This is a genomic window from Reyranella sp., assembly GCF_036558665.1.
GTDB lineage: Bacteria > Pseudomonadota > Alphaproteobacteria > Reyranellales > Reyranellaceae > Reyranella.
In genome coordinates this window covers 12,856-33,487 of record NZ_DATBFE010000099.1, presented here as the reverse complement: position 1 = coordinate 33,487, position 20,632 = coordinate 12,856, and the positions used below count along the sequence as shown (strand labels likewise).

General features: G+C 63.9%; 19 protein-coding genes. 6 read left to right on the top strand and 13 right to left on the bottom strand.

The genetic code is table 11. From position 1 onward, the window contains the following. Nucleotides 1-512: 512 nt before the first annotated feature. From VH499_RS16265 to VH499_RS16250, 4 genes are all read right to left on the bottom strand, one after another. Nucleotides 513-932 carry a hypothetical protein gene (locus VH499_RS16265; RefSeq protein WP_332053792.1) on the bottom strand — a complete coding sequence of 140 codons (420 nt, stop codon included), beginning with the start codon at nucleotides 930-932 and terminating at the stop codon, nucleotides 513-515. Between the two features lie 35 nt (nucleotides 933-967). Next, nucleotides 968-2,836 carry an alkaline phosphatase family protein gene (locus VH499_RS16260; protein WP_332053791.1) on the bottom strand — a complete coding sequence of 623 codons (1,869 nt, stop codon included), beginning with the start codon at nucleotides 2,834-2,836 and terminating at the stop codon, nucleotides 968-970. Between the two features lie 271 nt (nucleotides 2,837-3,107). Then, nucleotides 3,108-3,473 (bottom strand): hypothetical protein, encoded by a 366-nt coding sequence (locus VH499_RS16255; RefSeq protein ID WP_332053790.1) that lies wholly within the window; start codon nucleotides 3,471-3,473, stop codon nucleotides 3,108-3,110. A 107-nt stretch (nucleotides 3,474-3,580) separates the two neighbouring features. Continuing rightward, nucleotides 3,581-6,028: an FAD-dependent oxidoreductase gene (locus tag VH499_RS16250; RefSeq protein WP_332053789.1), complete on the bottom strand. Its 2,448-nt coding sequence runs from the start codon at nucleotides 6,026-6,028 to the stop codon at nucleotides 3,581-3,583. A 64-nt stretch (nucleotides 6,029-6,092) separates the two neighbouring features. On the opposite strand from VH499_RS16250, the gene VH499_RS16245 reads away from it, so the two are divergent. Next, nucleotides 6,093-7,118, top strand: a complete 1,026-nt coding sequence (locus VH499_RS16245) for an NADP-dependent oxidoreductase (protein ID WP_332053788.1) — start codon at nucleotides 6,093-6,095, stop codon at nucleotides 7,116-7,118. Nucleotides 7,119-7,152: 34 nt separating this feature from the next. Here the strand turns inward: VH499_RS16245 and VH499_RS16240 are convergent, their stop codons facing one another. The 3 genes from VH499_RS16240 to VH499_RS16230 are packed head-to-tail and all read right to left on the bottom strand — an operon-like array spanning nucleotide 7,153 to nucleotide 9,575. Further along, a complete protein-coding gene (locus VH499_RS16240) occupies nucleotides 7,153-8,070 on the bottom strand; it encodes an LLM class flavin-dependent oxidoreductase (RefSeq protein ID WP_332053787.1) in 918 nt (305 codons plus the stop codon). 7 nt (nucleotides 8,071-8,077) lie between these two features. Further along, entirely contained in the window at nucleotides 8,078-8,758 is a 681-nt protein-coding gene (locus VH499_RS16235; protein ID WP_332053786.1) for a GntR family transcriptional regulator, read from the bottom strand. Between the two features lie 37 nt (nucleotides 8,759-8,795). Continuing rightward, the gene (locus VH499_RS16230) at nucleotides 8,796-9,575 is read right to left on the bottom strand and encodes a glycerophosphodiester phosphodiesterase family protein (protein WP_332053785.1); all 780 of its coding nucleotides are present in this window, start codon (nucleotides 9,573-9,575) and stop codon (nucleotides 8,796-8,798) included. A gap of 225 nt (nucleotides 9,576-9,800) precedes the next feature. Between VH499_RS16230 and VH499_RS16225 the strand changes: the two genes are divergently transcribed. Genes VH499_RS16225 through VH499_RS16205 form a run of 5 tightly spaced genes read left to right on the top strand, consistent with a single transcriptional unit; the run spans nucleotide 9,801 to nucleotide 15,257 of the window. Beyond that, the gene (locus VH499_RS16225) at nucleotides 9,801-11,435 is read left to right on the top strand and encodes an ABC transporter substrate-binding protein (RefSeq protein ID WP_332053784.1); all 1,635 of its coding nucleotides are present in this window, start codon (nucleotides 9,801-9,803) and stop codon (nucleotides 11,433-11,435) included. Then, nucleotides 11,432-12,457, top strand: a complete 1,026-nt coding sequence (locus VH499_RS16220) for an ABC transporter ATP-binding protein (RefSeq protein WP_414709801.1) — start codon at nucleotides 11,432-11,434, stop codon at nucleotides 12,455-12,457. Before VH499_RS16225 ends, VH499_RS16220 begins: the two co-directional genes overlap by 4 nt. 24 nt (nucleotides 12,458-12,481) lie before the next feature. Continuing rightward, nucleotides 12,482-13,465 (top strand): ABC transporter ATP-binding protein, encoded by a 984-nt coding sequence (locus tag VH499_RS16215; protein ID WP_414709800.1) that lies wholly within the window; start codon nucleotides 12,482-12,484, stop codon nucleotides 13,463-13,465. Further along, nucleotides 13,465-14,388, top strand: coding sequence for an ABC transporter permease (locus VH499_RS16210; protein WP_332053782.1), 924 nt, complete (start codon nucleotides 13,465-13,467; stop codon nucleotides 14,386-14,388). The genes VH499_RS16215 and VH499_RS16210 overlap by 1 nt, the downstream gene beginning before the upstream one ends. After that, on the top strand, nucleotides 14,388-15,257 hold the full coding sequence (locus VH499_RS16205; protein ID WP_332053781.1) for an ABC transporter permease: 870 nt from the start codon (nucleotides 14,388-14,390) through the stop codon (nucleotides 15,255-15,257). Before VH499_RS16210 ends, VH499_RS16205 begins: the two co-directional genes overlap by 1 nt. A gap of 64 nt (nucleotides 15,258-15,321) precedes the next feature. Here VH499_RS16205 and VH499_RS16200 read toward each other — a convergent pair whose 3' ends face one another. From VH499_RS16200 to VH499_RS16175, 6 genes are read right to left on the bottom strand one after another with little or no spacing between them, the layout of a single operon-like run. After that, a complete protein-coding gene (locus tag VH499_RS16200) occupies nucleotides 15,322-15,651 on the bottom strand; it encodes a ferredoxin family protein (RefSeq protein WP_332053780.1) in 330 nt (109 codons plus the stop codon). After that, entirely contained in the window at nucleotides 15,648-16,424 is a 777-nt protein-coding gene (locus tag VH499_RS16195) for an enoyl-CoA hydratase-related protein (RefSeq protein WP_332053779.1), read from the bottom strand. The genes VH499_RS16200 and VH499_RS16195 overlap by 4 nt, the downstream gene beginning before the upstream one ends. Beyond that, on the bottom strand, nucleotides 16,421-17,623 hold the full coding sequence (locus tag VH499_RS16190; RefSeq protein WP_332053778.1) for a CaiB/BaiF CoA-transferase family protein: 1,203 nt from the start codon (nucleotides 17,621-17,623) through the stop codon (nucleotides 16,421-16,423). Before VH499_RS16190 ends, VH499_RS16195 begins: the two co-directional genes overlap by 4 nt. Beyond that, nucleotides 17,620-18,966, bottom strand: coding sequence for an FAD-dependent oxidoreductase (locus VH499_RS16185; protein WP_332053777.1), 1,347 nt, complete (start codon nucleotides 18,964-18,966; stop codon nucleotides 17,620-17,622). The genes VH499_RS16190 and VH499_RS16185 overlap by 4 nt, the downstream gene beginning before the upstream one ends. A 9-nt stretch (nucleotides 18,967-18,975) precedes the next feature. Continuing rightward, a complete protein-coding gene (locus tag VH499_RS16180) occupies nucleotides 18,976-19,821 on the bottom strand; it encodes an ABC transporter permease (protein WP_332053776.1) in 846 nt (281 codons plus the stop codon). Further along, nucleotides 19,821-20,627: an ABC transporter ATP-binding protein gene (locus tag VH499_RS16175; RefSeq protein WP_332053775.1), complete on the bottom strand. Its 807-nt coding sequence runs from the start codon at nucleotides 20,625-20,627 to the stop codon at nucleotides 19,821-19,823. Before VH499_RS16175 ends, VH499_RS16180 begins: the two co-directional genes overlap by 1 nt. Nucleotides 20,628-20,632: the final 5 nt, after the last annotated feature.

Below are 20,632 nucleotides of genomic sequence, written 5' to 3'. Positions count from 1 at the left end.
GAGTCGGCCGGTGGTTCGTCGTCTTCGGAAGGGACTATGTGTGCGCTGAACGCCCCGAGGACTGCGCAAGTCCTCCGGACCAGCCAGCCCCAGCCCGCGCATGCGCCGACCACGGTCGTCGCCCACGCGACGCATGCGGTTCGAACCACCCATTCCCACGCCTGGCACGTCCACTCGACGACGGTAAGGTAGGACTCGCAGACCGACGTCGTGACCGTGGACCAGGCGAGGCAGACCTTTTCGGCAACCCAGACCAGCACATCGCAGAACCATGAGCAGGGCGGCCAGTCACAGCATACTTGACGCCAGCGATTGCCCCAGTCACTGCACGTGCGCGTGGTCCTGGTGTGCCAATGCTGGCAGTCCTGGCGCGAGGATCTGACCCAGTCGGTGCATCGCCGTACCCGCTCCGACGATTGCCGTACGCAACTATTGCGGTGTGCGGCCGCCCAGGATGCGCAATCGCGCACGACGACGTTGACCCATTGTGCGCAACTCACGGCACGACTCCATCAAGGATCCGAGAGGGTGTGACTGGCGCCCTGCCATGAATAGGCCACCTTGACCCGGGCGACGGAGCGCGCGTCATTGCCGAGGTCGGCCGGCCCCGTGCCGGTGCCAGTACTGATGAATGCGTAGGTGCAGCTCAGTTTCTGGTAGCCCGGCTCGTTGACGACCTGCGGATTGAGAACTGCAGCCGGAATCTCGTCGCCATTGCCACGAAAGAACTGCACTCCGGTGAGTGGCGGTGTGCCTTCACGTCGCCATTCGTGACGCCCCCAGCTGAGGGGATTCCACCAGACAGCCTGTATCGTGTGCCTTCTTTCTCGCCAGGCCTCGCCGCCCCATTCGATGAACGAGCCGACGAGGTCCGTGTGGATCGTCGCAACCTTGATACGCAGGTTTCCCGATTGATGTTCGCTCGACGCCATGCGGATCCCCCTTTCGTCTGACCGTGTGACGGTCGTCATCGCGGCGCGGGTGTAGACGGGCTCTCGACCCTTCGGATCGTCTCGAGCGGCCGACCAGAGCGCCGCAAAGCACGCAAGATCGTTCGTGATTCGTGGATGAATTCACGCGCCTCCAGCTCCGTCCTGATCGCGGTGAAACGGCTGGTCAGCCGCTGGCGGGCGGCTTGGTCCGCAATCGGGATCGTCTCCAGGCGCTTGCGATAGGAGACGTGCAGGAAGCCCTTCAGCGGAGCAGGCACAGGGCTTTGGGCCATCGTCCGGCGGAGCATCGGATCAGCGGCCACCACGGAGGCAGCCTGGGCGTCCGAGGTGCAGACGAAACCCGAGTCGGCGGGCTCGGGCAAGGTGACCGGCGTATCGGTGCGCGGCCTCGCAAGCTGCAGCAGGTGCAGCACGTCACGGGCCGCCGCGTCGCGCGCGGTCAAGGCCGCAAGACCGAAAAGGCGCTCCACCGTCGCCGGGATCGAACTGTGATCGTACGTCGTGTGATCGATCGTTCCACGTTTTACATACGGTGAGATGACCACAGCGGGCACACGCACGCCGAGCTGGCGGAAATCAAAATGGTGATGGTCGTTGTCAGGATCCGAGATCGGGTCGCCTGGTGCGACCGCCCCCGGCGGCCGCACGTGGTCGTAGAAACCGCCATGCTCGTCATAGGTCACGACCAGGAGGCTCGACTCCCAATGCGGAGAGCCGCGCAGTGCCTCGTAGACATCCTTGATCAAGCGCTCACCGCGCGTGATGTCGTCGAGCGGATGCTGCGAGTTGCCGCAGGTGAAGTCTTCCTTCGTTGTTGGAAGAACATTGCCGTAGTTGGGCTCTATGAAGACGTACCTTGGCGCGTAGTCCGGGTCGGAGATCTTGGTTCTGAAATCCTCGAAGTCCGTGAAGTGGCCGTCGAGGGCATAGAGATCCATGCCGCTCAGCGCAAAGGTGACGGGAAACTCATCGCCTTCGAATATCTCCCAGTCGATGCATGCCGCTTCGAGACGATCGAAGATCGTGCCGTTCCAGAAGCGATAGCCATCGACCAACGTCGATGTCGCGACCTCAAATCCAGATGGACTGTCGTCCAGTCCTCCCGAGCTCGCGGCATGCGCAAAGAACCGGTTAGGCCAGGTCGGACCCGGCAATGCAGAGAACCAGCGATCGCAGACGGCGAATTCGCGCGCCAAGGCGGTAAGCACCGGCAGCTGCCGCGGCGCGAAGCAATTCATGATCTTCGCCGGATCGGGACTTCCGGCGCCGCGATATGCCGAGATGAAGCCGCTGTTGTCGATAGCCGCCGGATAGCCGTTCGTCACGGGATCCGGAAACCGCGCCCCCGGCCCGGCCAGTTGCTCGAGCGCATTCAGGAATTCGTGCGGCGGGTCCTTGTCCGCGGTCGAGATCGCAAAATCGGCGGGGCTCGCGGCGAGAACCTGATTGGTCGGATCAGCGGGATCGATATTGAAATGCGTTCCCGCCCGCAGATCGTCGGCGTCCGTCGGAGCGCCGGTCGCCGGATCTGTCCCCGACAGACGGGCGAAACCAAGCATATGATCGAACGACCGGTTCTCGAGCATGAGCACGAACACATGCTTGATGCCGGGCGAGCCTGCCGTTGCATGGCGGCGACGCCGGACCGATCGCACGATGACCAGCAACCAGCACACGGCATTGGTCCAGGCCACGCACACCCATTTCGCGATCCAGGCCCAGATCGTGCAGGCGGTCCTGGCGACCCACGCCCAGGCGATGCAAACGGCAATGACGATCCAATGCCAGGCGATGCATACCCATTCGACCACGGTATGCCAGGCCTTGCAGACCCAATTCGAGATCCAGTACCAACCCTTGCACACCCATTCGGCGACCCACACGAGGGCATCGCAGAACCAGGAGCACGGCGGCCAGTCGCAGCATTCGTTGTGCCCTTCGTCGGCCCATTGCGAGCACGCCTGATGGCCTTCATCGGCCCATCTGTCGCATTCATCTCGGCTTGTTTGGGCGCGCTCCGAACATACCCGAACGCGTTGCCGTTCTCGATCGACGCATTCACGTTCCCAGCGATTGGCCCAAGCACGGCATTCGATGTTGCCGCGGTCGACCCACTGGGAACAGTAGGACATCGGAATGCGTCTCGTGGCGGCTCTACGTGGCGCGCATTCGAGCCTCTTGCCAAATACGATTGCAAAGGCGGCGCAGTCTGGCGCGCACGACGGCAAGGCCCACGTACTTGCCGGCAAACCCGCCGATCAAGAACGCCGCCACGACCTGGGGGAGGAGCAGGGGAAGATCCAACAGCGACCATTCGCCCGGAGCACAGAGGAAGCGAACCAGAACGAGCGCGGAGAGTGCCAGCGCACCAACCGCGCCTTCTGCGCACCCGCACGCATTGCCGAGTTTCTGAACGGCTCGTATGTCCTCGGGTCGCGCTGTTGGCGGAAGGGCCTTCAACACCTCGGCCACAGCTCGCACGTCACTGCCCTTGCCCATGGGTGCCGAAATGATCGCCATGGTCCGCCCCCCGGCCGACACGTTCAGGGCGAATGTTAGTACAAGTGCACCACTTCTTCCAGTTGATGAGTAGAAATCGGACCAGTTCAGCGTTCAGAAGCCGATTGTTAGACCATTACCTTTCTGCTGGCGGGGCCGAGAAACGGACGCAGCGATGCCACCGCCGGCACACGCGCTCCCGCCACCTCGATTTCATATCGGCCCTCGAGAACGAAATCATCGTCGGCAAGGCCGCTCGCGTTCTCGATGTATCCCATGCCCAGAGACTTGCCCATCGTATGCCCGAACATGCCCGAGGTGATGCGCCCTGCAAGCCTGCCGTCTCGCCATATGGGCTCATTGTGGTAGAGCAGCTTCGACCCATCCTCCAGTGCGACTTGGACCAGGCGACGGCGCAGGCCGGACTCCCTCTGCCTGAGCAGGGCATCGCGACCAATGAATCCGCCCTCCTTCGACCAGGCGACGGCAAACCCCAATCCTGCTTCCAAGGGTGTATCCTCCTCCGTGATGTCGGCACCCCAGTGCCGATAGCCCTTTTCCATGCGCAGCGAATTCAGGGCATGGTATCCAGCCAGGCGGGGCGTCCTGGATAGGCCTTCCGACATGATCGCCTCGAAAACGCCCAGTGCGAACTCGCTTTCGGCGTAAAGCTCCCAGCCCAGCTCGCCAACGTAAGTGATCCGGCTCGCGCGCACACGGGCATAGCCGAGATCGATGCATTGGGACGTCGCGAACGGGAATGCGGCATCGGATAAATCGGCGGGAGTCAGACTCTGGAGCAGCTCCCTCGATCTCGGCCCCATGATGCCGAGCACGGCGAACGCCGACGTTAGGTCGAAGGCAATGGCGCGCGCGCCTGCCGCAATGTTTCGGCGCAGCCAGGCGAAGTCGCGCGTTTGCGAGGCGGCTCCCGTCACGATGAAGAAGCGTGTCTCGCTGTCGCGAGTCACCGTCACGTCTGCTTCGATCCCGCCCCGATCATTGAGCCACTGCGTATAGACGATCCGGCCAATCGGGACCGACACGTCGTTGGCACAAATCCGATTGAGTACAGCCTCCGCATCGGGCCCTTCCACGACGAACTTGCCGAAGGATGATTGGTCGAACAGTCCGACATCCTGCCGGACCGCCTCATGCTCCTCTGCCGAGTACTTGAACCAGTTCTGGCGGCCATAGCTGTACTCGTAGGCGGCAGGCACACCCTCCGGCGCATACCAGTTTGGCCTCTCCCAGCCGGCCAGCTCGCCGAAACATGCACCCCTGGCGTGAAGGCGGTCGTGCAGAGGCGATCGACGAACGCCACGCGCGCTTTGTGGCTGCCGGTAAGGCCAGTGCATGGCGTAGAGCAGCCCGAGAGACTCGACCGTTCTGTCCTTCAGGTAACGTCGATTGCGCTGGAAAGGCATCATGCGCCGAATATCGACATCCCACAGATCCATCGGCGGATGGCCATCTACGATCCAGTCCGCCAGGACTTTCCCGGCGCCACCCGCCGACTGGATGCCAATGGAGTTGAAGCCTGCGGCCACGAACAGGTTGCGGATCTCGGGCGCCTCGCCCAGAAGATAGCGGTTATCGGGCGTGAAGCTTTCCGGACCGTTGAAGAACAGTTTGATGCCGACCTTGCCAAGCACCGGCACGCGATTGATCGCCGCCTGAAGAAGCGGCTCGATGTGCTCGAGGTCGTCGGGCAGCGAGTCGAAGCAAAAGTCCTTCGATATTCCCTGCATGCCCCATGGCTTGGCCGCGGGCTCGAACCAGCCGACCAGCAGTTTGCCCGCGTCCTCCTTGAAATAGGTGCAGGCGTCGGCGTCGCGAAGAACGGGCAGCGTTCCGGGAAGCCCCTCAATCGGCTCTGTTACAACGTAGAAATGCTCTGCCGCGTGAAGCGGGATTGTGGCTCCCACAGAGGCGCCAAGCTCGTGGGCCCACATTCCTGCACAGTTGACCACGTGCTCTGCCTCGATCCCGCCCTCCCGTGTGACGACACCGACGGCACGGCCGCCTTTGACGACTATGGTCCTGACCGGCGTGTGCTCGAAGACCCGTGCTCCTCGACTTTTGGCTGCCTGCGCCAGCGCCAGGGCGGTGTCTACCGGACTTGTCTGCCCGTCGTTGGGCAAGTGCACGGCACCGACCAAGCCGTTGGTTGCCATCCTCGGCCAAAGATCGCGCGCTTCCTTCGGGCCCAGGACATTCACCTGCAAGCCGAAGCATCGCGCCATCGAGGCGCCCCGCTTCAGCTCTTCAAACCTTGCTTGAGTCGTCGCGAGTGCCAGCGATCCCGTCTGCCTGAAGCCTGTTGCCTGTCCCGAGATCGACTCCAATGCTGCATACAGTTCGGTGGTGTACTGGGCGAGCCGCGTCAGATTGTGCGTGGCCCTGAGCTGCCCCACGAGACCCGCGGCATGCCAGGTGGTGCCTGAGGTGAGCTGCTTTCGCTCAAGGAGCACAACATCTTTGTAGCCACGGAGCATAAGATGATAGGCGACGCTGCACCCGACGATGCCGCCGCCAACGATCACGACCTGGGCCCTCGCGGGAAGCTCGCCCACTCTGCCCTCCTGACAAAGCGCAGTTCAACACTGTGCACAAAGATTCCCGTTGTCGAACCGTTTCTTGCGCGGCGTCGCCGCCCCGTTGGGGTGTGGATGGGATCGCACTGTCGGCTATGATGCCGATGGCGTCCTCCATCCGGAGTTCCTTGCAAAGGGTCAACACACTATGAAGGCTGCTTACATTCAACAATTTGGCGGACCTGAGGTCTTGAAGTACGGCGATCTCCCCGATCCCTCGGCCGGACCGGGCCAGATCGTCGTTGACACCTTTGCCGCGAGCGTCAACGGCGCGGACTGGAAGGTATGTGCCGGCCAATATCCTCAGCCGAAGTTTCCAGTGATCCTTGGACGTGATTTTTCCGGTGTGGTCAGCGCGCTGGGCGCCGATGTCGAGGATTTTCGTACTGGCGATGAAGTGTTCGGCGTCCTCGAAGCGGGCCGCGACGGCACTTATGCAGAAAAGATCGCGATCAGCGCCGCTATCGTCGCCAGGAAGCCGTCCGCCATGTCGCATGTCGACGCGGCTGCCCTGGCCCTCACCGGCCTTACGGCCCTGTGCTCGATCGAGGACTCGCTGAAGTTGAAGGCCGGCGAGACGATCTTGATCCAGGGTGGCGCGGGCGGTGTTGCAGGCTTCGCCATCCAGCTTGCCAAGCATCTGGGAGCCCGCGTCATCACCACTGCCAGCGCGGAAAATCTGGGCTACGTGCGCGACCTCGGCGCCGATCAGGTCGTCGACTACAATGCCACTGACTTCAGAAGCGTCGTAGGCAAGTGCGACGCGGTGTTTGATACTGTCGGTGGCGACGTCGCAATGAAGTCATTTGCCGTCCTCAAGCCGGGCGGACGGGCGGCCTTCATCGCCTCCGGCGCGCAGGCACCGAGGCCCGATCGCGGCGACGTGACGGCTTTGCGGCCGGCCGTCGGCCGTGACCGGGCCCATCTCGAGCGAATCGCGGAGCTCTATCGGGCGGGCGCAGTACGCCCGCCCCCTGTCAGGCTCTTCGGTCTGGCCAGCGCCGCGGAAGCCATCCGGATCAGCAAGGCACGCCATCTGAGAGGGAAGCTGGTTCTCACGATGGGATGAACGACGCATCGCGCGACCATGGCGCGGGTGCCGCTCAGCCGAACGCGGCAAAGACTTCCTCTATCGCCGTCATCTGGTTGCCGGCTGCCGAGGACGGTACCAGGATCGGCGTGCGCACGCCGGCCGCGCGCCAGGCGGCGACGCCGTCACGTACTTTCGCCGCCGGCCCGAACAGCGTGTTGTCCGCGAGCCATCTGTCAGTGAGATATTGCGGCACGTCCTGGAGGCGGCCTTCCGCGATTGCCTTCTCGATGGCGTCCATTTCCTCGACGTACCCGGCCTCTTTCCAGTAGTTCCGGTAATTCGGCAGAGATACGTAATTGGTCAGCGTGCGGCGGTTGACCGCCTTGGCGGCGGCCACGTCGTCGCTGATGCAGGTGGGGATCATGTTGCCGATGAAGAATTCCGGAGCACTCCGCTTCGCCTGCGGCAGCGCCGCCAGCGACTCGCCCATGTGCGAGAGGGATGCATTGGCGAACACCACTCCCTCGGCCAGCTCGCCCGCCAGTGCCACCATCCGTTTGCGCAGCGCCGCGACGATGACCGGAGGCAGAGGACCGAATGCATCCTGAGCGCGGAACTTTTCGATGAAGGAGCGCGTGTCCGCCAGCGGCTTGCCCGGCACAACTCCCATCCGCACGTGCGACGGTCCATGTGCGATTCCGATGCCCAGCCGGAACCGTCCGCCGGATACCTCGTGCATCATCGCCGCGCTCTGCGCGAAATCGACGATGGTACGCTGATAGATCGGTGCGATGGCGGTGCCGAACGTGATCGAGGCCGTTTTCCACGACAGCGCCTCGCACATCGACATGTTGCCGAACGGGCTCGGCGTATAGATTCCGGCAAAGCCGCGCCGCTCGGCCTCCTGGCACAATTCGATGGTGCGCCGGCGGCGACCGGGCACGGCGATCAGGCACAGGGCAGGCAACGATGCTTCCGGCAATTCCATGATCCTTCTACTTCAACACCCGCGAGAGCACGGCGTAAGCCCCGTCGATATCGGCGTAGATCGCGTTTCGCGCCGACTTCGGATCATTCCGCCTCAGTGCTTCCAATAACGCACGATGATGCTCGTTGGAGACCGCATAGTTCCCCGAGCCGTGTAGAAGGTTGAAATAGGGACTGATGCGCAGCCACAGCGTCTCTATCAGGGCGACAAGCGTCGGCGATCCAGCGGCTTGATAGGCGGCGAAATGAAAGACGCGATTGGCACGCAGATATGCCTTGGTGTCGCCGGCCGACACTGCGTCGGCCAGGCGATCGTGGGCGCTCTCGAGTTGTGTCAGTTTTTGTGCATCGACGTTCAGGGCCGCCCATTCCGCAGCGAGTCCCTCGACCTCCATGCGCACGTTCCGAAGATCTTCGAGTTGTGCCGCGTTGAGGCGGGGAATGCCCATCGAGCGGCCGGTCACCAGGGTCAACGCGCCGGCTGCCGTCAGTCGGATCAACGCTTCGCGCACCGGCATGGTGCTGATGGCGAATGCGTCGGCAAGCGTCTGTATGGTGACCAGCTCGCCGGGGGCGATTTCGCCGTCGAGTATCAGGTCGGCAACTTGCCGGTAGACCCGCTGCTGAAGCGTGTCGCGTGCAAGAGGCTCGATCTGAAGGTCAGTCTTGCTGTGCCCGAAGTCCGGCATTTTTCACCAGTTCGATCGTCTGCCGCGCAAGGTCCACTCAGTTCGGCCGGTTGCTCAATGCCCGGCCATTCCGTCCTTTGCCCAGTCGGTCCTGTCGCATCCGAAGCGCGAGATCCGGCCGATCGGAGGTGAAGACATCCACCTCGAGGTTGAACATCGCTTCCATGGCTGCCTCATCGTTGGCAGCCCAGCCCCCGATGCCGAGAGCCGCTGCGCGCACTTTGCCGACCTTGGTCGAATCGAGCGTGTTCCAGCGCAGGCCCAGCATGGGAACACCACGCGCCGTTGCATCCGCGATGATCGCATCGAGGCCGACTTCATCCTCGAGCGAGGGCGTCACGAGAAACACATGACGGGCAAGGTCAGCGCATCTTCCCGCCTGACACACCGTGTCCATCTGAAAAGACGTGACGATGCTCCGCGCGAGCATGTTTCGTCGCCTTAGCGTCTCGATGACCCTCTGCGGCATTCCCGGATAGGGGTGATGGTCGGCACCTTGCTTCAGCTCGACGCGAAGCTTGATGGAGGTCGCGACAAAGATGTCGATCACCTCGTCGAGGAGCAGTATCCGGTCGGATACCGTCCCCTTGAGAGAGAGCTTCGACAATTCGGCAAACGACCGATGGCTCACCGGTCCGGAACCATTGGTCGTCCGGTCGAGGGTGGCATCATGGATGATCACGAGCATTCCGTCGCTCGATGGATGCACGTCGAACTCGACCTGATCGACCGGTAACCGAGCGGTATTCTCGAAAGCAGTCGCACTGTTTTCAGGCCAAAGCAGCGCTCCGCCGCGATGCGATGCAATTTCCGTCATTCAATTCCTGCTTCGATCCAGCGGTCCAGGCAGCCTTTCGGCGTTCATGGGTAGTTTGACTTCAAGCCATATATATCATTTCATATCTGATATCACGATCAAAGGCGCACCGTCCGTGGTTCGCGGCCGAAGTCCTGATCGCCGAGGTGCCGCCACGGCCTGGAAACATAGAAACATACATAAAGGTGTAATCGGGATAGCTACTGGCCTTAGGGAGGACGGATTATGGTCAATGTAGAACGGCGCGCTTTCCTGCTGCTGGCGAGTGGCGCGGTGGCGCTGCCCCGCTTCGCGATCGCCCAGTCCGATACCAGGCCCGAAATCGTCGTCGCCGTTCAGAAACTCGTCACCAGCAATACGCTCGATCCGGTAGCCGAGCAGTCCAACGTGGGCGAGCGAATCCTGAACTCGTACGTCGAGCTTCTCATCGGACGCAATCTGCAGGGCCAGCTCGAAAGCATGCCGCAGCTGGCGACGAGCTGGAAGCGGATCAGCCACGAGGTCGTCGAGGTTTCGCTTCGCCAAGGAGTGAAGTTCCACAACGGCGACGAGATGACCGCCGAGGATATCGCCTTCACCTTCAGTGCCGCCCGCATGTTCGGCAGCACGACGCCGAGCGGGTGGGACAAGACGATCACCATGGATACGTCGCGCCCGACACAGAAGAGCAAGGAGCTGCCGACTCAGGTACCCGCGGTCGCACGCCGGCTGTGGCCGTCACTGATCAAGGTCGAGGTCGTCGACAAATATACCTGTCGCTTCGTCAACGCGACTCCGGACGTCACGATCGAGGGCCGGCTGTCGGCGATGGGCAGCCAGATCGTGAACCGTCGCGCCTTCGAGGAAGCGGCAAGCTGGCTGGACTACGCGCGCCGGCCGGTCGGGACCGGCCCTTACAAGGTCCGCTCGTTCACGCCCGACGTCGAACTGATCTTCGACGCCCATGACGACTACTGGGGCGGTCGACCGCCGATCAAGACGCTGCGCTTCGTTCAGGTGCCCGAGGTCGCCCAGCGCGTCAACGGCATCCGTGCCGGCCAATACCACTTTGCCTGCGACCTGACCCCGGACCAGATCGTCACCGTCGAAGGCGACACCCGACTCGAGGTCGTCGGCGGAATCATCCCTAATATCCGTTTGAGCGTCTTCGACAAGTACGACACCGCGTTGAAGGATCCGCGCATTCGCCAGGCCCTGACCCACGCGATCGACCGCAAGATGATCGTCGACAAGCTGTGGCTCGGTCGCACCGTGGTGCCACCGGGATTGCAGTTCGCCTTTTATGGCGACATGTTCGTCAGCGGCTGGACGGCGCCCGAATTCGACCTTGCCAAGGCGAAGGCATTGGTCAAGGAAGCCGGCTACAAGGGCGACCCTATCCCCTATCGCCTGCTCAACGACTACTACACGCTGCAGACCGCCAACGCGCAGGTCCTGACCGAGATGTGGCAGCAGGCCGGGCTCAACGTCCAGATCGAGATGAAGGAGAACTGGGCGCAGATCTGGGAGCCCAAGGGCAAGCGTGCGATACACGACTGGTCGAACTCGGCCCAGTTCAACGATCCGGTGTCCTCGTTGCCCACGCAGCACGGGCCGCAGGGTCAGCAGCAGCAGGTTCATGAGTGGGCGAACGACGAAATGAACACGCTGTGCGGCGTCTTGCAGACCTCGACCGACATGGCCGAGCGCAAGAAGGCCTTTGCGCGCATGCTGGTCATATGCGAACGCGAGGATCCCGCGTACACGGTGCTCAACCAGAACGCGACATTCACGGCCAAGCAGAAGGCGACGCAGTGGAAGGTCGCTCCCGACTTTGCGATGGATTTTCGTGCGTCGAACTGGGGCGGTATGACTAGATGAATGCATCGCGAGGTGATCGCGCCGCGTCAGCTGTTCGCGACTTGCCCGGGACGACACCGCTGCTCGAACTTCGCAATCTGACGGTCTCGTTCGAGCGCCTGCCTGTCGTTGCAGGGCTCAATCTCAAGATCGGACGCGGCGAGGCCGTCGGGATCGTGGGCGAATCGGGCTCGGGCAAGTCCGTCACCTGGCTTGCCGTCCTCGGCCTCCTGTCGGGAGCACCGCTTGTCCAGGGCGAGGTGCTCCTGGAGGGTCGGGACATCATCCGTGCCAGCGAGCGACGCCTTTCGGAAGTGCGCGGCGGTCGCGTCGCTCTGATCTTTCAGGATCCAATAAGCTCGTTGAATCCCGTGCAGCGGGTCGGCTCGCAGGTGATCGAAGCGCTCCGCCTGCATCGTGGCCTGGCGGGCGCGGCAGCGCGCGCCGAAGCGCGTCGGCTGTTCGAGCTGGTGGGCATTCCCGACGCCGGGCGGCGTCTCGATCGCTATCCGCACGAACTCTCCGGTGGCCAGAACCAACGCGTCATGATCGCCATGGCGCTGGCGGGTGAGCCGGAGCTGCTTGTCGCTGACGAGCCGACGACGGCGTTGGATGTCACGATTCAGGCCCAAATTCTCGCGCTGGTCGAGCGACTGCGCCGCGAGATGAACATGAGCCTCGTGCTCATCAGCCACGACCTCAGCGTGGTGGCCGAAGTCTGCGACCGCATCGTCGTGATGTATGCGGGAAGGATCATGGAAACGGGATCGACGCGTTCGCTCTTTTCATCGCCTTCCCACCCCTACACGCGGGGTCTTCTCGGCGCGGCGCCCGTTCTCTACGGCAAACCCCAGCGTCTCGCGCCCATTCGCGGCCATGTGCCGGAGCCCTGGAACATGCCGCCGGGTTGCGCCTTCGAGCCGCGATGCACCTATGCAAGACCGGCTTGCTCGACGGCACCGCCGCCGCTGCGCAATCTCGCGCCCGACCATCAATCCGCATGTATCCGTGCCGAGGAATTGCCAGTATTCAACGGGACATAGGCCGGGCATGAAGGATATTCCGCGGTGACAGTTCTGCGGTTGCATGAGGTCAGGCGGACTTACAGCACCCGCCGGAGTTTTTTTGGCGGAACCGAGCAGGTAAGCGCCGTCGACGGTGTGTCCTTGTGCCTCGAACGCGGGCGCACCGTGGCACTGGTCGGGGAGTCCGGTTGCGGCAAGTCGACGACCGGGCGACTGGCGCTCGGCATCGAGTTGCCCGATGGCGGCGAAGTCACGTTCGACGGCATGCCGATGCCGCGACCTGGTACGAAGGCCTGGCGCGCGCTCAGACGGCGTATGCAGCTGGTGTTCCAGGATCCCCTGGGGGCGCTCGATCGCCGCTTGACGATTGGCGTGCAGATCAAGGAGCCATTGGCGATCCACAAGATCGGCAAGCCGGCCGAACATGAGCCGCGGATGCACAAGTTGCTGGCCGCGGTCGGCATGCGTCCGGATCAAGCGGATTCCTATCCGCATGAACTGTCGGGAGGGCAAAGGCAGCGAGCCATTCTGGCGCGAGCACTGGCCACGGAGCCGGACGTTCTCGTCTGCGACGAGCCGGTTTCGGCGCTCGACGTCTCGATCCAGGCGCAGGTCGTCAATCTTCTGTCGGACCTGCAGAAGGAGTTCGGCCTCGCCATGCTCTTCATCAGCCACGACCTCAAGCTGGTCGGTTGTCTCGCCCACGAGGTCGCGGTCATGTATCTCGGCCTGATCGTCGAGCAGGGCGAACCGGCGGCCATCTACAGCAGGCCCGCACATCCTTATACCAAGGCGCTGCTCGCGGCAGTGCCCGACCCAGGGCGTCGCGGCCCGCGGCCCTTGCTTGCCGGCGAGCCGCCGAATCCGGCGGCGCGGCCCACGGGATGCGCCTTCCATCCACGCTGCCCCATCGCCGTGTCGAAATGCAGCCGGGTCACACCGGCCCTGCTTCCCGGTGCGGATGGACGCCTGGTCGCCTGCCACCTGGCGCATGTCGACAATCCGCTGCAGGAGAGGGTCTCCTGATGCTGTTGTTCGCGGCAAAGCGCGTCGCGCGGGCGTTGCTCACCGTCCTGATCGTGGTCGGTTTTGCCTTCGCGGCACTGCGGCTTTCCAGCGATCCGGCGCTGGTCGTCCTCGGTCCGGACGCACCGCCCAGCGCGATTGCCGCTTTCCGGACGGCGTGGGGCCTCGACCAGCCGCTCTGGCAGCAGTTCTTCTACTACATCGCGGGTCTGCTGCGCGGCGAGTTCGGCCGTTCCCTGCTGAACGGTGCCCAGGTACTGCCCCTGGTGGGCGCACGCGTGCTCGTCACCCTGGAGATCATGCTGCCCGCGCTCGCCATCGGCATCGTGGTCGGCGTCTCGGCCGGCGCCTATGCCGCCTTGAGGCACAACACGCCGAAGGACCGGCTGGTCATGCTCGGAGCGGTCGCCGGTTTCACAATCCCCCACTTCGTCCTCGGCCTCGTCCTGGTGCTGATTTTCGCCGTGCATCTCGGCTGGCTTCCATCCGGCGGCAACGACTCCTGGCGAAGTGCGATGCTCCCCGTGATCACGTTGAGCACCGGCTGGGCTGCCGTGCTGGCCCGGTTCACCCGCAGTTCGCTGGTCGAGGTGCTGGGCCAGCCCTACATCCGGACCGCCAGCGCCAAGGGGCTGCTATGGCGCGCCGTCGTCACGCGTCACGCCCTGCCCAACGCCGCCATTCCCGTGGTGACCACAATCGGGTTCATGGTCGGCGGGTTGCTGGCGGGCGCCGTGGTCACCGAAAGCGTGTTCAGCTGGCCGGGCCTAGGCCAATTGATCGTGACATCCGTCGCGGCGCGCGACGTCGCGGTCGTTCAGTGCGTCCTCCTGCTGGTGGCGACGACGATGGTGCTTTCCAACATGACGGTTGATTTCCTGTACACCCTGCTCGACCCCCGGCTGCGCGGCGGCCGACACTGATGGCGACTCTGGCCTCTGCTGCGGCAACTCGCCCGACATCCCGTCGGCGCCCGGTTCCTCTCGGCGTCGCCCTTGCGCTTGCTTGGATCTTCCTGATGATCCTCGTTGGCCTATTCGCCGACCTGCTTCGGCCCTACAGCATAACCGCGCTCGATCTTTCGGCGCGCTTGACGCCGCCTATCGGCTTCGGCGGCCCTGTCAGCCATCCGCTCGGAACCGATGAGCTTGGTCGGGATGTCCTGTCCCGGCTCATCGTCTCCGTCCGTGTCAGCCTGCTGATTGCGTTCGGCGCTACACTGCTCGGCGTCCTGATCGGTGGTACGCTCGGTCTGGTGGCGGCCCATTTTCGCGGATTGATCGAGCAGATCGTGCTCATGCTGATCGATGCGCAGGCAGCATTGCCGTTCATCATCCTCGCACTATCGGTGCTGGCCTTCTTCGGCAACTCGCTGGCGTTGCTGATTGCGCTGCTGGCGCTCTACGGCTGGGAGCGTCATGCGCGTGTGGCGCGCGGCCTCGCGCTGGCGGCAAACACACAAGGCTACATGCTGGCCGTCCGTCAGCTCGGTGCTGGTCCGTGGCGACTTTATGTCGGTCACATGCTGCCCAACATTTCGGCGACTATGATCGTGTCGGCGACCTTGGCCTTTCCAGAGATCATCCTGGCCGAAAGCGGTCTGTCGTTCCTCGGCCTGGGCGTGCAACCGCCGATGACCAGCCTCGGAAACATGGTCGGCTACGGTCGCGGTTACATCAGCAGCGCACCCTGGATTCTGCTTTTCCCCAGCATCGTCATCGTGGTGACCACCCTGTCGATCAGCATCGCCGGCGACTGGCTTCGCGACAGGCTGGATCCGACCGTGAACTGAGCAGACGATTTCGCTCTCGAATTGCCGTTTGCTCTCGATACTGCGAACCGCCGTCGAGCTGCTTCTACTTCGCCATGGCGAAATCACGGATCAGCAGTGCATCGAGTCGGCTGATGTGATCGGGATCAGCGCCTCCCGGCGCACCCCACCCGGTCACGGTCGGCCCAAAGAACTCCGCATTGGCGGCAATAAAGGCCTGCTCCGCCGCCGGGACGTCCGCGTCCTCGTAAATGGCCTGCACGGGACAGACCGAAACGCAGATGCCGCAATTGATGCACTCGTCGGGCTGGATGTACATCATCCGCCCGCCTTCGTAGATGCATTCGACAGGACACACCTTCTGACAGATGCCGTCCTTCACATCGATGCAGGTCGAGGTGACGACGTAGGTCATCGCCCCTGCCACTGCGGAGCACGCTTCTCCACGAAGGCGCGAACGCCTTCTTCCTGGTCGGTGGACTGAAGTGCGGCAACGAGCGCCGGCAGGCGCAGCATCTGCGCTTCCTGCGGCGTCAGGCCCGCCCCCCGCCGGACCATCTGCTTCACCGCTTTCACCGAGAGCGGAGCGCAGGCGAGAATGTCGGTCACCCATTTCCCGACAGCGGCATCCAGACCCGCCTGCGGCACGACCTCGTTCACCAGGCCGAAGCGGAATGCCTCGGCCGCAGGAACGCGCCGTCCCGTCAGCAGCATGCCCATCGCCAGCACATGGGGGATGCGCCGCGACAACTGGGCGATGCCGCCATCCAGCGCCAAGCGGCCGACGCGCGGCTCGGGCAAGCCGAAGGTCGCATTCTCGGCCGCAACGACGATGTCGCAACCCAGCACCATCTCCAAGCCGCCGCCCAGTGCGTGCCCGTTCACGCGCGCGATCACCGGTACATCAAGCGTCTCGCGCAGCGACAGGCCGCCGAAGCCGCCCGGCCGCGGCGTCGCCCAGTACTCCAGCCCGGTCTTGTTGCCGCTCTGTTTCATATCGGCCCCGGTGCAGAAGGCTTTCTCGCCAGCCCCTGTCAGCACCACGCAGCGCACCCGATCGTCCCGCTCGATGGCTGCCCAGACGCGCATCAGCTCGGCTTCTGTCGCCTCGTCGACGGCATTCATGCGATCGGGGCGATCGATCACGACTCGCGCCACATGGTCGTCGACGCCGAAGCGGATGCTCATGAAAACACCTTCGCGGAGCGCAGTTCGGCGATGCGATCGGCCGAATAGCCCAGCTCGCCCAGGATCTCGGCGCCGTTCTCGCCCAGCGTCGGCGGCGCATGCCGCAGACGGAAGGCGCTCGCGTCCATCGCGATCGGCGAGGCCACCAGCTTGAGCGGCTCGTTGCGCCCGCTGCCGTTCGGTTCGACCGTGACCACCATGTTGTTGACGACGGTCTGCTCCGAGGCGAGCGCCTCGCCCAGCGTCTGGACCGGCGCGCAGAGAAGATCCTGCTCCTCGAGCCTTGCCAGCCAGTGGGCGGTGGTGTTCGTCGAGAGCTTGCTGCGGAACAGGCGATGCAGCTCGGCTTTATTCTCCATCTGCTTGGCGAAGGTCGCGTAGTCGGGATCGGCCGACAGATCGGCCAAGCCGAGCGCGCGGCAGATATCCTGCAATGGATTGGCCTTGAAGGCGCCGACGATCACCAGCGCGCCATCGGTCGTGTCGAACACGCCCGTAAGCGGAAATGCCCCCCAGTTCAGCTCGCGTCGGCGCTGCAGCCACATCGCCGCTTCCTGCATCTGCATGGCAAGCATGGAATCGTAGAGTGACACCGAGATCGCCTGCCCGACGCCGGTTTTTTCCCGCTGCATGAGGGCGAGCAGGATGCCCTGCACCATATGCATGCCCGCCGAATAGTCCGCCAGGGCGGTGGAATAGAGCGTGGTGGGCAGATCCTTGTCGGGCTTGCGTGCCATCACTCCCGACATCGCCTGCGCCAGGATGTCCTGCCCACCCTTGTGCGACAGCGGTCCGCTCTGGCCAAAACCCGAACCGAAAGCGCATATGATGCGCGGATTGATCTTGCGCAGGGTCTCGTAGCCGAAGCCCATGCGGTCCATCACGCCGGCGCGGAAGTTGTTCACCACGACGTCGGCGCTCCTGGCGAGATCGTAGACAACCGCCTTTCCCGCCTCGCCCCGCAGGTCGAGGGCGATCGACCGCTTGTTGCGGTTGAGGCTGCGGAACACCGGGTTATTGAGCCCGTCCGGGTCATCCGCCAGCGATGTGCGCGACAAATCCCCCGCGCCGGGGCGCTCGACTTTGATCACGTCAGCGCCGTAGTCGGCCAGCATCTGGGTGCAGCAGGGCCCCATCATCACCTGCGTGAAGTCGAGCACCCTCACACCCGACAATGGCTGCATGTCGTCGGCACTCATTCCGCGGCCCTCAGAAAGGTGGCATTGGCGGCCGGCCGATCGCCGGGATCGGCGCCACGGGCGCGCAGGCGCGCCTGGAGCTTGCCGACGTCAACATGGTCGAGCGTCACGTCCCCTTCCAGGGCGAGCGCCGCCGCCTCGCCCGCGGCCTCGCCCATCGCCATGCAGGGCGGGATCTCCCGCGACATGCGCTGCGCCGAGGATGTCGCCGAATAGTGACGGCCGGCCACGATCAGGCCTTGCACGTTCCGGGGCAGCAGCGCGCGATAGGGTGTGTAGTAGTCGCGGCCGCGTGCCACCGAGTCGGCAAAGTGGCGACGCTCGGCAACATCTTCCTTTGTGACGACATAGAGCCCTTCCAGAAGACGGGTCTGGCGGATACCGAGTTGCGGGGCGACGTCGATCACATGGCAATCGCGGAAGCCCGGCATCCTGGCATGCAGATACTCGACCAGATTGGCGATCCGCCTGCGTCCCTCGAAATCGGCACGCGTCAGGTCGTCGACCTTCAGCCCATCGTAGTTGGCCATGTGCGGGCAATTGCACCACACGATGCCGGGCAGCGGCGTCTTCAGCCACCACTTGTCCCAGGAGCCGCCGATGATGCGCTTGGCTTCTCGATCGATCACCTTGAAGGCTTCGGGTTCCTCGTACTCGAAGCGCTCGGCTTCCTCGACATCGACGCCGCCGAGGCGAAACACGGTGGTGACGATATAGGCGCCGTTGATGAAGGGCACGCCAGCCGACGCCGCAACGTCGAGGTCCCCCGTGGCATCGACCACGATCCTGCCCATGATCGCCTGGCGCCCTTCCTTGCTCTCGCAGATCACACCCTTGATCACGCCACCCTCGACGATGGCGCGGCTGAACCAGCTATGGAGGCGAAGGCCTATCCCGGCTTCGGCAATCATGTCGTTGGCAGCGCGCTTGAAGCCGTCCGGATCGAAGGCGGCGGCGTAGACGATGGGCTGCGGCTTGAGGTGGGACGTGAAATCGAAGACGCCCCATCGCGACCACTTGCGCCACATGGCCGGGTCGGAGCGACGGTCCACTTCCGGCGGCGTGACCGCGAGACCCATCTTCTCCATGCGCCCGATCAGGTCGGCGCAGAGCCCGCGCACCGCAATCTCCGTACCATTGCACATGTCATCGAGCACGAGGACCATACCGCCCGACGCCAGCCCGCCGAGATAGGGATAGCGCTCGAGCAAGGTTACGGACAAACCGTTGCGTGCACCCGCGACCGCGGCAGCGATGCCAGCCGGGCCGCCGCCCACCACCACGAGATCCGAAGATGCCGCTATGGGCACTCGCCCGCCGGCTTCGGTGACGTATTCGCTCATCTGGCGCTCCTAGTTCTGTTGGGTCACGTTCCAGCGCAGGACGTATCGCTCGGTGATGGAAATCACGCCGAAGAAGAGGGCCGAGAAGGTCGAGCCGACGACGATCGTCGCGTAGAGCAGCGGCGAATCAAAATTGTAGGTCGACTGGATGATCAGCGCGCCGATCCCCTTGGTGGAACCGATCCACTCGCCGACGATGGCACCGATCACCGCAGTCGAGGCCGCGATTTTGAGCGCCGAAAAGAGATAGGGCAGTGCGTTCGGCACGCGAATGCGCATGAAGACTTCGGTCGGCGTCGCCGAGAGGACGCGCATCAGCTCGAGCTGTTCGGAGCGCACGTCGCGCAGGCCACGCGTCATGTTCACGAGGGTCGGGAAGAAGCAGATGATGGCGGCGATGGCGATTTTGGGCTCCATGCCATTGCCCAGCAGCAACACCAGGATCGGCGCCTTCGCGACCACCGGAATGGTGTTCACCATCACCGCAATGGGGAACAGCGCCTCCTCCATCGTCTTGCGCCAGACGAAGGCGGTGGCGAGGCTGACGGCGGCAAAGTTGCCGAGGAGGAAGCCCAGCACGGCCTCGATGGCTGTCGGCAGCAAATTGCTCATCAGGATGCCGAAGCGATCGGAGAGCACCTGCGCTACCGCCACCGGCGAGGGCGCGATGAAGGGCTTGATGTCGAACTGCTCGACCGCCTGCCACCACAGAAGCAGGAAGAGGATCACGGCGGCGACGGGAAGCAGACGGCGACGCCAGGCGAGGTAGCGCCGGCGCGCGAGGAACCGCGCCTGCGCTTCAGCATCCTCGACGAAGGCGCCGGCCATGGTGAGCGGTTCGGCCGGGTTCGCCATCAGCAGGTCTCCAGAACGCGGCGCAGCTGGCCTGCCAGCGCCACGAACTCCGGTGTCTCGCGCATGGCGAGCCGGCGCGGCGTCGGCAAGGCCACGGGTACAAGGTCGCGCACCCGACCCGGCCGCGCGGCCAGCAGCAGCACCTTCTGGCCGAGGAATGCGGCCTCATAGATCGAGTGGGTGACGAACACGATCGTGGTGCCGGTCGATTGCCAGACCTGCAGAAGCTCCTCGTTCAGCCGGTCACGCGTGATCTCGTCGAGCGCGCCGAACGGCTCGTCCATCAGCAGAAGCCGCGGTCCCGATACCAGCGCGCGGGCAATCGCTACACGCTGACGCATGCCGCCGGAGAGCTCGTGCGGATAGGCCATTTCCCAGCCGGCAAGGCCCACCAGGTTCAACAGCTCCTGTGGTGAACGAGCGCCGGGCAGCGCCTTGCCGCCGCCCACCTGGAGCGGCAGGGTCACGTTGTCCAGCACGTTGCGCCACGGCAAAAGCGCCGCGTCCTGGAAGACGAACCCGATCTCGCGGTTCAGTCGCGCTTTGCTCGGTACGTCGCCCATCACCGAGACTTTGCCGCCCGCAGGCTCGATCAAATCCGCCATGACGCGCAGCAAGGTCGACTTCCCGCAACCGGATGGTCCCAACAACGTGAGGAAGCTGCCGCGCGGCAGACTGAGATCGATGTTCTCCAGGGCAGTGACGGTCCCGCGCTCGGTCGTGAAGCGGACGGTGACGCGCTCGCAGCGAATCGCATCGGCGCCGTCGGAAGAAGCCGATTGCTTATCCGAGGATGCGGCAGTCATGCCGG